This is a genomic window from Bradyrhizobium sp. CB1717, from assembly GCF_029714325.1.
Taxonomy (GTDB): Bacteria; Pseudomonadota; Alphaproteobacteria; order Rhizobiales; family Xanthobacteraceae; genus Bradyrhizobium.
The window spans coordinates 7867142-7882046 of record NZ_CP121666.1 but is presented as its reverse complement, the minus strand read 5'-3'; the positions used below and the strand labels follow the sequence as shown (position 1 = coordinate 7882046).

General features: G+C 57.8%; 14 protein-coding genes. 11 read left to right on the top strand and 3 right to left on the bottom strand.

What is annotated here, in order from left to right; genetic code table 11:
- Window positions 1-14: 14 nt before the first annotated feature.
- From QA649_RS36550 to QA649_RS36540, 3 genes are all read right to left on the bottom strand, one after another.
- Entirely contained in the window at window positions 15-248 is a 234-nt protein-coding gene (locus tag QA649_RS36550) for a nodulation protein NopA (protein WP_100233319.1), read from the bottom strand.
- A gap of 1200 nt (window positions 249-1448) precedes the next feature.
- Window positions 1449-3152, bottom strand: a complete 1704-nt coding sequence (locus QA649_RS36545; RefSeq protein WP_283026177.1) for an HrpF/NolX family T3SS translocon protein — start codon at window positions 3150-3152, stop codon at window positions 1449-1451.
- A gap of 1579 nt (window positions 3153-4731) precedes the next feature.
- Complete coding sequence (locus QA649_RS36540; protein ID WP_283021413.1) at window positions 4732-5430, bottom strand: secretin N-terminal domain-containing protein; 699 nt, start codon at window positions 5428-5430, stop codon at window positions 4732-4734.
- A 189-nt stretch (window positions 5431-5619) separates the two neighbouring features.
- Between QA649_RS36540 and QA649_RS36535 the strand changes: the two genes are divergently transcribed.
- The 11 genes from QA649_RS36535 (at window position 5620) to QA649_RS36485 (ending at window position 14736) form a co-directional block, all read left to right on the top strand.
- On the top strand, window positions 5620-6141 hold the full coding sequence (locus tag QA649_RS36535; RefSeq protein ID WP_283021412.1) for a nodulation protein NolB: 522 nt from the start codon (window positions 5620-5622) through the stop codon (window positions 6139-6141).
- Window positions 6142-6158: 17 nt separating this feature from the next.
- Complete coding sequence (sctJ, locus tag QA649_RS36530) at window positions 6159-7013, top strand: type III secretion inner membrane ring lipoprotein SctJ (RefSeq protein WP_283021411.1); 855 nt, start codon at window positions 6159-6161, stop codon at window positions 7011-7013.
- Between the two features lie 21 nt (window positions 7014-7034).
- Window positions 7035-7655, top strand: coding sequence for a nodulation protein NolU (locus QA649_RS36525; protein ID WP_283021410.1), 621 nt, complete (start codon window positions 7035-7037; stop codon window positions 7653-7655).
- A complete protein-coding gene (sctL, locus tag QA649_RS36520) occupies window positions 7652-8275 on the top strand; it encodes a type III secretion system stator protein SctL (RefSeq protein ID WP_100233323.1) in 624 nt (207 codons plus the stop codon). Before QA649_RS36525 ends, sctL begins: the two co-directional genes overlap by 4 nt.
- Window positions 8272-9627 carry a type III secretion system ATPase SctN gene (gene sctN, locus QA649_RS36515; RefSeq protein ID WP_100233324.1) on the top strand — a complete coding sequence of 452 codons (1356 nt, stop codon included), beginning with the start codon at window positions 8272-8274 and terminating at the stop codon, window positions 9625-9627. Before sctL ends, sctN begins: the two co-directional genes overlap by 4 nt.
- Complete coding sequence (locus QA649_RS36510; protein ID WP_100233325.1) at window positions 9603-10139, top strand: hypothetical protein; 537 nt, start codon at window positions 9603-9605, stop codon at window positions 10137-10139. Before sctN ends, QA649_RS36510 begins: the two co-directional genes overlap by 25 nt.
- Before the next feature lie 57 nt (window positions 10140-10196).
- Complete coding sequence (sctQ, locus tag QA649_RS36505) at window positions 10197-11252, top strand: type III secretion system cytoplasmic ring protein SctQ (protein WP_100233326.1); 1056 nt, start codon at window positions 10197-10199, stop codon at window positions 11250-11252.
- On the top strand, window positions 11245-11910 hold the full coding sequence (gene sctR, locus QA649_RS36500) for a type III secretion system export apparatus subunit SctR (protein ID WP_100233327.1): 666 nt from the start codon (window positions 11245-11247) through the stop codon (window positions 11908-11910). Before sctQ ends, sctR begins: the two co-directional genes overlap by 8 nt.
- Before the next feature lies 1 nt (window position 11911).
- Complete coding sequence (locus QA649_RS36495; RefSeq protein ID WP_027563378.1) at window positions 11912-12187, top strand: flagellar biosynthetic protein FliQ; 276 nt, start codon at window positions 11912-11914, stop codon at window positions 12185-12187.
- Between the two features lie 699 nt (window positions 12188-12886).
- Window positions 12887-13702 carry a type III secretion system export apparatus subunit SctT gene (gene sctT / locus QA649_RS36490; protein WP_157329637.1) on the top strand — a complete coding sequence of 272 codons (816 nt, stop codon included), beginning with the start codon at window positions 12887-12889 and terminating at the stop codon, window positions 13700-13702.
- Complete coding sequence (locus tag QA649_RS36485; RefSeq protein ID WP_100233329.1) at window positions 13699-14736, top strand: EscU/YscU/HrcU family type III secretion system export apparatus switch protein; 1038 nt, start codon at window positions 13699-13701, stop codon at window positions 14734-14736. The genes sctT and QA649_RS36485 overlap by 4 nt, the downstream gene beginning before the upstream one ends.
- Window positions 14737-14905 lie beyond the last annotated feature (169 nt).

Sequence of the window (14905 nt, the reverse complement as noted above, 5' to 3'; positions counted from 1 at the left end):
CCCCATCTCATCCCTTACTGCACCCGCTCATCGGCCGCTTTCTTGACGGTCGAGAGCTCGGTCGAGACGACGCGAAGTTCCACATCCCTCTCAGCAGCCTTTGTGCTGGTCAAAGTCAGGGCGGCGATTTGCCGTTGGAATGCCGCCTCTCCAGCAGCTTCAGCAGCGGTGGAAGCGGCTGCAGCAGTAGCGGTGCCGGCTGCTCCACCTGCAGTCGAGGTATGAGACGCACCAACATTTTTAGACATACTATTCTCCTGTGTGCTCGAATTTCGCCGCGACGTGCGGCTCCTATTTCCTAACGTTGCAACATGCGACGTCAGGAATCCTCCTCTGTCTCGGCCATGACATCGTCGAAATGGCTCATTGCACTATTCGCAACTTGGAGAGCAGCGGCTCCCAAAGCGGCGCTGAACGCTTGCTGCATAGCGGCTTCGTGCGAGTTGCCACCCGGAGTGGACGCGCCGCCGTTTACGGGAATGCTTGCATCAGGCGATCGGGCATGATCGTCGCGCTCGCCAGGCTTCTGAGATCCTTTTTTGCCGCCGCTTTTGCCGCCAGCCGCATGGAGGTCAGCATCAACGTGCCCAGCGGCGCTAGAGCTCGTAACGCGCATCGGGTTCTCCTATGTCAATTCGATCGTGCCAATGGAGGCAGTTTCCGCTCTCCACTATGCAAGTATTAGCTTTCGACAAGCTGACGAGTCGTAGAAATGCAATGAGCTGATGGTCGATCGTCATTATACGTCTTCACCAGCCGACCGTATTTGAACAAGTTGCCCGCGAAAGCTGGAGATCAGATGGTTAAGACCAACAATCGTTTGTGAAGCTTGATCGGGTGAGCACGTTGCTCATCGTTTCGAAAGCTTCAATAGCGGAATACCAAAGCCACCACTAACAAAAACGTTTTGAGGCCGACATGCTGTAATCTCGGGCTCACGTCCCTTGCGATGCCTCCGAGCTCTGTTGACAATTTGCTTGCAGTCAGGCGAAGCGGCATGGAGCTTGACCTGGTCGGAGCGAGGCGGAAAGCCAGAGTGACGGCCGATTCAGCGGCCAAGAGCGGTCCCTCGGTCCTGGCGGGCCCATAGCAGATCCGTCAATCGCGACCTACTTTCAGGGAGACCGAGCAGAAGCCCACCAGTCGAGAAAGAGCCCTTCGGCCTTCTACCGCTCTGGACCAATGTGCTCTCGATCCTTGCGCAATCGGCAGGCTCCGCGGCTGCGGCCGACTGTCGCGTAGTGTTAATGCATCGCGGTCTCGAGTGCGGCCAGCATAGCTTGTACGCAGTGAAGAGCCGAAATAAGTTCCTCGGATTCGGGGGCGGTCTCAAGTATGCTGGTAGAGCTTGCGCGACCTACTGCTCGGCAGAGAGGCCCAACCGCGCGGAGGCCGCGCAAGCTCATTACCGTTTCCAGCGTGATCCTGAGAAGATAGCGTCGCTCCGCCTAGGCGTTAGCGCCTGCGGCTTGCAAGCGCTCGGATTCGATGCGAGCCTTTAGGTTATTCAGATAATCCTCCGCGTAGGACTGGGCCACCGAAACAGGCAGGTTGATGCCGGCCGTCGCGGCTTCTTGAATTGCCTGCTTCACCAAGCCTTCTCGCATTGCTAATTTGACCTCAGGTCCGGCGATGCAGCCCACCGCCTGTGCCGCAAGGCTCAGCCCGGCTTCTTCCAGCGCTTGCTTTATGTTGCCACCACTGATGGCAGTATGAAGAAGATTTGCGGCTTGCGCCTCGGCTTCGAGCACCATCGACGCCAGATCGGCCAATTCACCCAAGCCTGGAATCAAGCCAAGTACACCGACTGCCGTCGCGGCCCAGTCGAATACCTTAGAGCCAACTTTGAGCACGTCATTAAGTGCGTGCATGAAGGCGCCACCGTTCTTTTTGGGAGACTTGATGTCGGGCTGGTCTGCCATGCCCATCGTCATGTCCGCGACAGCGTCCTGCTCGGCAGGCGTTCGGACGGCATGCGTCTTCACTTGGTGAACGGTGCGGTTCGCACCCGACATGTTGTTGAAGAACTGGTTGAAGTCGCTGTTGCTGATGTTGCCGGAATCGACCGTATGGCCACCACCGAAGTCGAAGAACTTGTGGTGGGTTTTGTAGCCCGTAATCGCGTTGTTCATCAACCCGAACAACACAGGATCGGAGAGCAGCTGGGAGGCCGCCTTTCGCACCTCAGGCGCGAGGCTCTTATCATCGACCATGCTCGCCAGCTTTTCCCGGGTCAGGTCACCCTTTCCGAAGAAAGCGTTTTTGTTCTTGCTGATCGTATTGAGCGTATCGAGCTCGGCTTGCGTGAGATTGATCGATGATGAAGCAACCTGCAGGAAGTCCTCTTTGTGGACCTTGTCTATCGAGCCACCGTACAACTGCTTCCATTCATCCGGGTGGTCGAGGAAGTATTGAGCGGCCGCGAGGACCTGTGGCGGGCATTTGCCGGTTTTAGCTTCGCCGTCGACGATCCGCTTGAAATCCGCAAGGCTCAGGTTCTTAGGCAGGTTGTCGGCATAGCGATAGAGCTCGCGCAATGCATCGGTCTGGGTCATAACCGATGGCTCGCCATTCCGGGTGCCGTCGGAAGGGATGTAGTTTTGCGTATAGCTCTCTGCCCGCTGCTCCTGGAAAGCAGCAACCTGAGGGTGGTGATCGGAGAAGCCGGAGAGATCACCTGCTTTGATCTTCCCGCCGCAGCGGCCGTCACCTTGCGAGCCTATCGCATAGAAGAGCTCTGGGTCCTGTTGCAACGCCTCGATCGCCGCCTTTAGATCCGGCGGTGTGGAGGGATCGTTGGCCAAATCTCCAAGAGATTTCCAATCCAGCGGGCATTTGTCTTTGTGTCGGTTCAGCACCGACACAATCTCCAGCTCGGCATCAGTCAGTGTGCCGCTGTTCCACGTGATCCTGGAGCTTTGTACGGGTGCCTCTGCAATCTTCGGGGCGCTCTCAGCGGAGGAGGACTCCGCGGAGGATGTTTCTGGGGCCTGCTGACATGCGTCCAGTGCGGCCTTGATCTCCGGCGGAAGGATGTTCCGCACCTCCTGCGTGAGTTCCTCCGTCAGCTGCTTGACCGAGTCTGCAGCCGGCGGATCCTGTGGAGTGGAACGGTCATCGGCATTGTCTTTCAACGAGAAACTAGCCAGCATCGCCTCGAAGTTTGAAAGATCCCGCGCCGATGAGGGTCCGGGGGCCAGACCGGACAAACTCGAGCTGGCGGTTAGCGATAGGTTGTTGACTGACATTATACGTCCTCTGATTTGAGATCGCACCACAAGCCGGTCATGTGGCGCAGCCCGAGAATCGCGTCGAACAACGAGCAAGAAACACTCGCTTCCGATTGCTCAGTGCGCCCCCAGCGCTCGGTTCCGCTACAATCTATAGGCACATCGCCGTCTAGATATTCACGCCACATGGTAGGTTCGATTAGCTTTCCAAAAGCTGACGGCGCCCAGAGGTTTCACAACGAGACGCGCAATGATGGTGTGCGAGGCGGTGATGGGTTCTCGATATCGGAATCGGCTTGCTTGTTATGCTCGATCGCTCGCCTCCGGGCCAACTAGGTCGATTAGCGAGGCCGTGTCTGCCGCTCTGCAGATGGTCACGTGCGCTGATTCGTGAAACAACGTCGCAGGTCTCTGCAGCATCCTATGGTGAAATCACCCACGCGTAGCGACCTCGCGCCTGCGCCCAACGAGAGTGTTGGCGCTTGCTTAGATACTCGAAAGAGTCCGACGGTATTGTGCGGACCCTATTGCCCCGAGCGGATCGAAGCTCAGCTGCACTCCGCATTCTTCATGTCATCATGCTTAGCCGATTGGCGAGTGTTCGCTCGAACCTACGGGTCAAAGGCAAGGGTCCAGCGACGGTTTGAGACGAATAACACCTTCTTCTCGCCATTCCGCCGTGTGAGGCACACCCAGGATGGTGAACGTTGTTGTCCGGACACCCCTGGTAGGTTTGAGATCGCAGCTTCTTAGCATTTCGATCTGAGCGGGCGTAGCTGTTTGGCCAGTGAAGACCCAGTCGTCCTTGGCGCGACGACCGTTCGCCATGGCGAAATCTCCAATTTCCGGCGGAGCAACCCCTGCGTGCAATGTGGGCCCGGCTTGAGACGGTCCAGCGTGAGGTGACCCGGCCCGCATGAACCAAGGCTCAAGATCTTGCCAAACTCCGAGATCGGAGGCGTCCGCGCGGTGTTGAGCGATCGGCTGTTGGGAATTGGACCGCTCGCCGCCGCTCAATGATGGCTCGACACGCGATGCTGCCTCCGAGTTCCTGCCCAATTAGGCCCTGGCTGTATTCGGGTATTTCATGCAATGCCATTAGTTCACGCTCAAACTCCCTTGGACCGGCGGGCGATGAGGACGAGTGGGACGCTGGGCTGTTGTCCGCCCGGCTTAGCGCGTCGAAGTCCATCCTGTTCCTCCTTTTGGACAACGGAGTGGCTTTCATTCTTATGCGACGAAGCTCATTTGCATTACGGACTTCATGCAGTTGTTCAAAAGCTCGCATGAGGCGCTAAAGTGGCAAAGCACGCTCACCGATGCTGCTGGCTAGAATTCTGGTTCGCATCAGTGGCTCCGGTTTGGACGTTTATTGCGCCACCCTGCGGCATCGGCCATCTACACATCCGCGCTCTGAAAATGCAGCAGTAGCTTTCGAAAAGCTGACAGAGGGCATAAGCAGACGCATTGCATCTCTTCCAGGCCATCCATTGCCATCAGGTCATTTCTTACCTGCATCAGGTGTGTGAACCACGCCGTTTTGATGTGGTGCCTCCGGCGAAGGAGCATCGTTCGGTCGTCCTTCTCGAATGACCACGCTGGAGGGTCCCCGAAACAGCATCAAAACCGACTCGTGCGGCTTTTCGGTACCGCTCGGGCTTCGCCGTGCCTGTGCCTCCGCCGCAAGTCCTTTTACTGTTTGCTCCACAAGCGCGACAAAGCGGGGTGGGCCGGAGGCGAAGACGAGGCCATCTCCCGGTACGGGTCTCACGATGTAACGCTCGTCGGAGATGTTGAGCGCATCGAGTGCCGCCTTGAACGCATCAAAGCTGATTGGACTCAAGACCAAAAGGCGGCTTTGCGCCTCATGCGCATCGGATACGTAGAGCACCAGCCCATCGTAGTACCATTGAAGATTGTAGAGATTAATCAACCGTTCGAGGAACTCTCGCGGTGGGAGATCCGGCATTCGCCCGCGAATTCGCCCCTTCACCCCGGTGCTGACATTGACCCTGATCTTTAGGTTGTTGCCGAATTCCTGCAGTGCCGCCCCGAGGTCCTGATCCAGAACTGTGTAACTATAAGGCGTCGATGGCAGCGCCAGGGGAGCGCCGAGCGCCTCGACGACGCCAAAGCAAATGAAAACACCAGCGTAGAGAACTTTCGTCAAGATGTGCAGCCTTGTGGATGGGATGAGCATTCCAGCTATTTTTGCACTTGAGAACAAGCACCGGAATTCGTCCAAAAATGTGGAAGCCGATGCTTCGTCCCAGATTGGAAGCGACCCGTGATCATTAGATGACAGATGCTCGTCAGTTTTTGGTCAGCTTGCTTCTCCAAGGTGCGGCCCTTCGTGTGAACGAACGGCTCATCTCACCACGTGACAGAAATGAATTCCTCCATGCTGTTTGGCGTTACGTCGATCTCTGCCAACTCCGTCGAGTGTGCCTCCAACGGCTGTTCGCCGGCACACGCTCAGTTTGGCGAGAGTCTTGCGCAGGCGGCCTCGAACCAAGGTGTCGCCTCTTCTGTGACCGAGCACGCGCCAGCTCCATCGCTGCCGGAAGTGCAGCGCGCAGTGGCGCCGGCGAGCCCGCTAGGCGATCGCGTCCTTCAGAGCATTTCTGCTATTCACCAGGGCAAACCATTTCCGTCGGGTGCAGTTTCGCCGGCGCTCGTCGGCGAGCCTGATCCTACCAAGAATCTGCAGCTTGGGCCGGCCGCGCAACCGGTCTTGCGTGTGCAGCAAGTGGAGGTACATCCAGTGGGCAAACCGGAGGGTGCGGATCATTTCGACTCGGCGCTGACGAATCTGCGGGATGTTTACAACGGCGTCATCCAGGTTTCGCTCATCTCCAAGGGGACAGGTGCTGTCAGTTCATCCCTGAATAAGCTTCTATCGGCGGGCTGAGTGGGCCGTTGGCTGTCTTGACGAAAGACAAGATCGGTAATGGCCGGCCCGCAAGAAAGCGGCTTGATGCTCTCGTCCTGTTGCTGCTTTCGCTGACCCTCGCCGGTTGCAAAGCTGATCTGTATACCAAAGTTCAGGAGCGTGAAGCCAACGAGATGCTTGGGCTGCTCCTGAGCAAGGGCGTCGATGCCGTCCGTGTCGTCGGTAAGGATGGGACCAGCACAATTCAGGTGGAAGAAAGGCAGCTCGCCTACTCAATCGAGGTGCTGAATGACCATGGCTTGCCGCGCCAATCCTTCAAGAGCCTTGGTGAGGTGTTCAAGGGGGCGGGCCTCGTTGCCTCTCCGGTTGAGGAGCGAGCCCGCTACGTCTACGCTCTCAGTGAAGAATTGTCTCGCACGATCAACGATATCGATGGGGTTCTCTCCGCCCGTGTTCATGTCGTTCTGCCGAAGAATGATCTTTTGCGACAGGATGCAACCCCGTCCTCGGCGTCCGTTTTCATTCGACACGCCTCCAACGCGAAGCTCTCAGCCTTGCTGCCGCAGATCAAGATGCTCGTCGCCAATAGCATCGAAGGTCTATCGTACGACAAGGTGACGGTCGTGTTCGTGCCGGTTGAGCGAGCTCAGCATGAGGCCTCCGTTGTGCCAGCGGCAGCTTCCGCGGAACCAACCAAATTCGTCGCAACTCACATTGCGATCGGTGCAGGAGGTGTGCTCGCCGCGTTGGGCATTCTATCTTACGTACTGCTGAGCACACGTGGGCGACAGCTTCGTCAATCCTGGCGCAAAGTGACAAATCTCGGCAGAGGTGCCAGCAAGCCAGCGGTCCAGTCCGCCGGCAAAAAACTGTCCTCCGATCCGAAATAGGCGGCAAGCAGGTCCGTATCGATGGCATCCACTGATCCAAATCATTCACTCAACCCGCATCCCGATCGCGTGCGCGAGCTTGCCGCTTTGATTCATCCCGGCCGGTTTTCCGGCCATCTTGATGGGCTCCTGTCGGCCGCCACAGTGCTGCAGTTGCAGAAGTCTCCGAGACTGCAGCAAAGACTGGTCGAATTGCTAATGGGCAGTGAGCTGGTCTCGAACGGAACCGACTGGGGTAAGGACGTTCTGCTCGGGCATGATCCGCGTCGGGCGGCCCTGCTCGCCGGCAGTATCTGGCATGCGCGTTCGGTGCTCAAGCTTGTGTCAAAGCACGATGTAGCGATTCTGATCGAAAATATTGGTGCCGAAGCTCATGCTTTCGCAATCCGACACTTATCCAGCGCCGTCGCAACCACATCGATTGACGATCCGCAGAAGCTCGCGAACCAGATTGAACATGACGGATGTGCCTGCCTTGGTGCTTGGCTCAAGGACGCAACAGAGCTTGACCGTGTGCGCGTTCTTCTTCGCTTACCTGTGGGGACCACCGCCGAATCCCCAGCAGCCGAACACCACAATTCAGCGGGTCAGTTACTGCCTTTGGTGGTGGCGCACTTGGCCACGGAGGAGCCAGCGGTATGACGGCCAACGAAACAGTCTTGCCAGATAGCCCGCGGATACGGCCGCTTGGTCCGCTCATACCAGCCGCGGAACTCGGTATCTGGTACAATGCGGTGCAGACGCGCGCGCTAGCCGAGCGGTATCTGCGGCAGGTTCGCAGTTGGGCAAGAAAAGCCTATCAGCAGGAGCGGGAGCGCGGCCATTGCGAAGGTCTTAGGTCAGGCTCGGACGAAATGGCACAGCTGGTCGCCCGAGCTGCTTCCGATGTGGCCCGGCGAAAAGCCGTTCTGCAACGGGAGTTGCCACAGCTCGTGATTGAGATATTGACCGATTTGTTGGGCTCCTTTGATCCGGGTGAGATGTTGGTAAGGACCGTTCGTCACGCCATCGAGCAAAGATATGGCAGCGCAGAAGTATGCCTTCACGTGTCTCCTGTGAATGCTGATGCACTAAGGCATGAATTCGTGGCGTTCGATGGAACGGATAGTCGGCCGAAAGTCAGAATTGATCCGGACCCGGCCGTGGGGCCTGACCAGTGCGTTCTGTGGAGTGAGTTCGGCAGTGTCGATTTAGGACTTGCCGCGCAGCTCCGCACATTGCGTCTCAGCCTTAACCCATCTTCTCAGGAAAGCGCTCCGTGACGACGCAACGATCAGGCCATGATCAATCGGCCGGAGAAGGAGATGTGCATGCGGCGATAGCATCTCTAAGACTCGCAGCAAAGGATGTCGATACGCGTGCCGTGCGGGGGCGGATCACGCGTGCGATCGGCACCTTGCTCCATGCCGTGTTGCCAGGGGCCCGTGTTGGAGAACTTTGCCTATTGCAGGATCACGCTTCCGGATGGTCACTTGAGGCGGAAGTCATTGGTTTGTTGCCGGACGGGGTGTTGCTGACGCCCATTGGCGATATGGTAGGCTTGTCCCACCGCGCGGAAGTGCTCCCGACCGGGCGCATGCAGGAGGTGTCAGTCGGGCCCGACCTGCTCGGCCGCGTGATCGATAGCTTCGGCCGTCCACTCGATGGCAAGGGGCCGATAAAGACGGTCCACACGTGTCCGCTCCGCGGCAAGGCGCCCAACCCGATGAGGCGGCGTGACATCGAGCAGCCGTTCCCGCTCGGCGTTCGCGTGCTGGATGGACTTCTGACGTGTGGCGAAGGTCAGCGGATCGGAATCTATGGAGATGCCGGTTGCGGTAAGTCGACGCTGATGGCGCAAATTGTAAAAGGCGCGGCCGCAGACGTCACCGTGGTTGCGCTCATAGGAGAGCGTGGACGCGAGGTGCGTGAATTCATCGAACGTCATATTGGAGATGCCCTCGCTCGCACGATCGTTGTCGTTGAGACATCCGATCGATCGGCAATGGAGCGGGCGCAATGCGCTCATATGGCGACCGCACTCGCCGAGTATTTTCGTGATCAAGGGCTGCAGGTCGTTCTGATGATGGATTCGCTGACGCGCTTTAGCCGTGCGATGCGCGAAATCGGCCTTGCCGCAGGAGAACCTCCTACCCGGCGCGGCTTTCCTCCTTCCGTCTTTGCGCTGCTGCCTGGTCTGTTGGAGCGTGCGGGTATGGGCGAGCGGGGCTCGATCACGGCATTCTATACCGTGCTTGTCGAAGGTGACGGCACGGGCGATCCGATCGCCGAAGAGTCGCGCGGCATTCTCGATGGTCATATCATTCTTTCGCGCGCGCTGGCCTCGCGAGAGCATTTTCCCGCCATCGACGTGCTGTCGAGCCGAAGTCGTGTCATGGATGCGGTCGCCTCTGGTCCACATCGCAAGGCGGCTTCCGTTTTTCGCGATCTGCTCTCGCGCTACAATGAGGCTGAGTTCCTGATCAAGGTCGGTGAATACAAGCCGGGCAACGATCCACTGACTGATCGGTCAATCGAGTCAATCGAGGAACTGCGCGCATTCTTGCGCCAGGGACAGGACGAGCCGTCTAGCTTTGAGGAGACCGTTTCATGGATGTCGCGTCTGACGGCCTGAATCTCGTGCAAGCGTCGAAATTGCGGCTGGTAAAGGACATGAGAGAGCGAAGCGCGCTTCGTGAATTGTCGAACATGGAAGCCAGGCGCCAAATTGCGGTCGCAGCGCTGCAGCGAGCGTCTGAGAATCTTAAAGGCGCGGAGAATCGTCGCGCCAAGGCCGAAGCTGAACTTTATCAGGAGCTGGCGTCGCTCGAGATGATGTCCGTGACCGAGCTCGATCGTCGCTGTCAACTCGTCCTTGGGCGGCTGGCAGCAGAGATCGAATCGGCACGCCAGGCGCGTGAGCAGGCGCGCATCGCGCATGAGCAGGCCCAGCGGGCGGTGAATGAGGCGCGGACCATATGGGCCAAGCGTTCGGCGGCGAGCCAGAAATGGCAGGAGATTCAGGGCGATGTCCAGCGCACTACCGCTGTCCGTTCGGAGTTTGCAGCCGAAATCGATGCCGACGATGAGGTTTTGCTCCGATATCGGGGTGGTTCGCGCAGCCAGACGGTCGATGGCTCGAACTAATGGCTGGTTCTCTTATCACGTCGCGAGCTGCGCCCGCGGAACCTCTCGATAAATGCCATGGGTGACCCCGCACTATTTCAGCCAGCGGTAAAGCTGTCGCATGAAGTGGTCTCCTGGCTCAACGAGACCGCCGCACCGCGCACGGTTCTGCAGAGCCGCATCGGCGATAAGCCGCTATCGATCCGTATGAGCCGGCTTGTTTGGCAGGCCGAGCCATACGCCACATCGGTGCTCGACTGCGTATTTTGCGCCGAAGGCGAGACCGCTGTGTTGTCCTTGCCCCGCCTTCTCGTCGAGGCACTGATTTCAACGGTCCAGTATGGCCTTACTTTACCTTCCGACCCAACCCGCTCGCTCCTTCTCGAACTTGCACTGGAACCTTGGCTCGCTGCATTAGAGATCGTGCTCGCGCGGAATTTGCAGCTGATCCGCGTCGAAGACGCAACGGCCAAAGACCCCTATTTGGAGTTCGACGTTACTTTCGGGCCGGTGGCGGCCAAGGCCCGCCTGTTCTTGTTCGCGCCACTTGACGGTCTGGTTCCGTCTGCGTTTCGTCTGTTAGGCGAGTTGATCGGCCAATTACCGCGAGACTTAGGCAAGATTTCTTCGGAATTGCCGGTCGTGATTGCGAGAGAGATCGGCTCGCTGCGGGCGCCCGTCAGGCTTCTTCGTCAAGCACAGCCCGGCGACGCACTGCTGCCCGACGTCATTCCATTTGCCTATGGCCAGCTCATCCTCGCTGCGGACAAGTTGTGGGCGCCAGCGCAGGTCGCGGGCGACAGACTTATCCTTCGGGGACCATTCCGCCTGCAGTCCCATCCTCTAAGGTATGCAAATATGACGATACGATCCCAAGCGGAGCAAGCAATCCCGCCCTCGGAAGCCGACATCGACAGCGTTGAGATCACGCTTGTGTTCGAATGCGGCCGCTGGCCCATCCCGCTGGGTACGTTGAGAAGCATCAACGAGGGGCACGTGTTCGAGCTTGGCCGGCAGCTGGACGGTCCGGTCGACATTGTCGCCAATGGTCAATTAATCGGCCGCGGCGACATCATACGTGTCGGTGAAGCGTTGGGCATCCGGTTACTTAGCAAGTTGGCGGTCAATGGGTGACATTCAACCGAGCATCCTTGCGCTTGTTGCGGCGACCGCCGGTCTCGGCCTGCTGGCGTTCGCAGTTGTCACAACAACGGCGTTCATCAAGGTTTCCGTCGTTCTCTTCCTGATCCGCAACGCGCTCGGCACTCAATCCATACCACCGAACATCGTTCTGTATGGTGCTGCATTGATCCTTACCGTGTTCATAGGCGCCCCAGTATTCGAGCAAACCTACAACCGCGTGACCGATACGCAACTTCGTTACCAAACCGCCGATGACTGGTTGACCGCCGCCAAGGAAGGTAGCGAGCCGCTGCGCGCCCATCTCAAAAAGTTCACCACTGAGGAGCAGCGTACGTTCTTCCTCTCGTCGACGGAACATATCTGGTCGGAGGAGATGCGCGCCAACGCAACAGCCGATGATTTTGCGATCCTCGTGCCGTCTTTTTTGATCTCGGAGCTTAAGCGTGCGTTTGAAATCGGTTTCCTTCTCTATCTTCCGTTCATCACGATCGACCTGATTGTGACGACAATTCTGATGGCCATGGGCATGTCAATGGTATCACCAACAATGATATCCGTTCCTTTCAAGCTCTTTCTGTTCGTCACAATCGACGGCTGGTCGCGGCTCATGCACGGATTGGTCTTAAGCTACGCATCGCCGGGGGGGTAAGATGGACGAGGCCAGCATCCTCACCCACCTGAGCCGATCATTGGTCCTGTTCATGATCTGGGTTCTACCGCCGCTCCTGGCAGCCCTCGTGGCCGGATTGGGTATTGGCATCGTGCAGGCAGCAACCCAGCTCCAGGATCAAACCTTGCCGCTTACCGTGAAGCTCCTCGTCGTCGTCGCCGTGCTCGTTCTGTTTGCTCCGGTGCTGAGCGCGCCGCTGATCGAGCAAGCCCAGCGTATCTTCACTGAGTTCCCTGCGCTCACAGCGAGGTATTAGTGCACGCAGAACGCAGGCCTGTCTAAGTTTCAGCTATAGCGTCGCGTTGGTTAGCCTTCATTGCGAACCACAAAAGAGCGAGTTCGTCATCTTATCGAAAGCTCGCCTCACTATTATGAGACGGATAGACATCCGAACTGTCCTGTTCGGCTCTATGAGCCTGCCGTATTCGGAGGACGAATGACCCCATTTGGAATTTCTATCCGTTCGATTCAGGTTTGCTTACGATGTGATGGAATTACCTGCTGAGAACTGGTCCTCGATGCACAGCCTGGCGAATTGTCGACGCAAGTGAACGGGCAACCGCTTTGATTGCAAGCGGCCCCACGATTCTGGCATTCTGGTGAATGAGCCTGCGAATGAAGGTACCGCTCGTGACAGATCTCCATAGACTGCGAAATTGATGAAACCTTGGAGGCCCCCAGGTCTCCAAACCGCGCTGCGGCCGGTGAGAGCAGAAGAAGCGTGGCTTGTAGGCCGCGCGCGATTTCGCCGGTGCTCTCATCGAATGGTCATACTTCTGCGCCGGATGGCTGTAGTCATATGGATGGTTGAAGCCGAAGTATCGTCTGCCTTGTGGGAGGCCTGTCGCTCTGCAACCGCGCGGGACGCGAGATCTGCAGAGTTCTTGACGTCTCACATCATGGCGACGTGAGTGCGACGGTTGCATTGGCTGAAGGAACGACGAACTGAGTTCAAATGGATGCCTTGTCACCCAGCGAGACGCAAAATCTGATTCAGACTGCTGTCGAGTTCGTCGTTGCGGCCGGACTTGGCGCGGCCCGGGCCCTCGGCATTATGCTGGTTCTTCCGGTATTCACGCGACCGCACATTGGCGGGATTATCCGCGCAAGCGTGACGGTTGTGATTGGATTGCCTTGCTTGATGCAGATCAGGAACGGCTTGCAGACACTAGATCCGGGCACCCGTATGGTTGCGGTCTCGCTCCTCGGTTTGAAGGAGATATTTATCGGCCTGCTGTTCGGTTTTCTGCTTAGTATACCACTTTGGAGCATCCAGGCCATTGGTGACATCATTGACACCCAGCGCGGCATCTCCAGCCAGGTGGACGATCCTGCCACACGCAGTCAAACCGCCCCGATGGGGCTCTTTCTCGGGACTGCCGCGGTTACGATCTTCGTTGTATCAGGAGGTCTGCAGACCATGGTCAGATGCCTCTATGGAAGTTATCTGATCTGGCCCGTGTATCGGCTGCTACCGCCCCTGACTCACCACGGGGCAATGGAGTTTATCGGGCTTCTCGACCATATCATGCATACGACCCTCGTGGTTGCCGGCCCCGTGCTGGCTCTGCTGCTTCTGATCGACGTATCCCTCATGCTGCTCGGACGCTTTGCGCCGCAAATCAAGCTGAACGATCTCTCTCCGACCATCAAGAATGCCGCCTTTGGCATCATTATGGTCAGCTACGCCGTCTTCCTGATCGAATATATGGGAGCAGAGATCATTCGGTTCAACGGCGTGCTGGAGTGGCTCGAGAAGTTCTTGAAATGAACGACACGAGCGAAGAGAAAAACCTTCCACCAAGTCACAAGAAGCTGAGGGACGCGCGTAAGAAAGGGCAGAGCCCGCGGAGCGCCGACTTTGTGACCGCGGCAAGCCTTTGCGCTGGTTTCGGCTGCCTGTGCTTCAGGGCGGGCCCGATCGAAGACGGATGGCGCGAAGCCGTGCGGCTCACCGACAAGCTGCAGGAACAGCCGTTCAACAGTGCGGCCCGGCAGGCGTTGGTCGGATTGATGGACCTTTCTATAACAGCCGCGGCTCCCATCGTAGGTGCGGCGGTTGTCGCGGCGATTCTGGCCGGTGTCTTGGCCGGCGGCGGGCTGACGATTTCGGTTGAGCCGCTTAAACCCAGCTTTGAAAAATTGGACCCCGTCAAAGGGCTGAAGCGGATTGTCTCCCAGCGGTCGGTTGTCGAGCTTGGAAAGTCTATCGTCAAAGTTTTGTTTCTTGGCGCTACGTTCGTTTTCACTGTGCTCGCAAGTTGGAGGGCACTGGTATACTTGCCCGTGTGCGATTTGAGCTGCTTTGGTCTTGTCTTTAAAGAGCTCAAAGTGCTGATCGCGATTGCTGCCGGCGCTCTTCTGATTGGCGGCTTGGCCGATCTGCTCATTCAGCGTTGGTTGTTCTTGCGCGACATGCGCATGACACAGAGCGAAGCCAAGCGCGAGTCCAAGGAACAGGATGGTAATCCGCAGATCAAGGGTGAACACCGCAGGCTCCGCCGGGAGTCGGCGAACGAGTCTCCGCTCGGCATCCATCGGGCGACAGTGATACTGACGGGGCGAGCGACATTGATTGGGCTGCGCTACGTTCGGGGCGAGACCGGCGTCCCGGTACTGGTGTGCCGCGGCGAGGGCGAAACGGCTTCACAGTTACTGGCGCAGGCGCGTGCCCAAGGTCTGAGCATTGTCGAGGATCATGTGTTGGCGCGTCAGCTGATCCGAAAAGGTGCGATGGGCAAGGCCGTTCCGATGGAGTGTTTCGAGAGGGTTGCAAAGGCAGTCTTTGCCGCCGGCCTAGTTTAGCGTCGTACAAAACAGCGATGCGCTCAAATCTCTGGTCAACGACCCAACTGTCCCAAAACCTGATCTGCAAGCTGCACGATCCCAAGAAAAGGATCGAGCAAAGATTGGATTCCAGGAGGCTCGTCGGCCGATTCCAAGACTGATATGGACAAGAATGACCAACCGACGT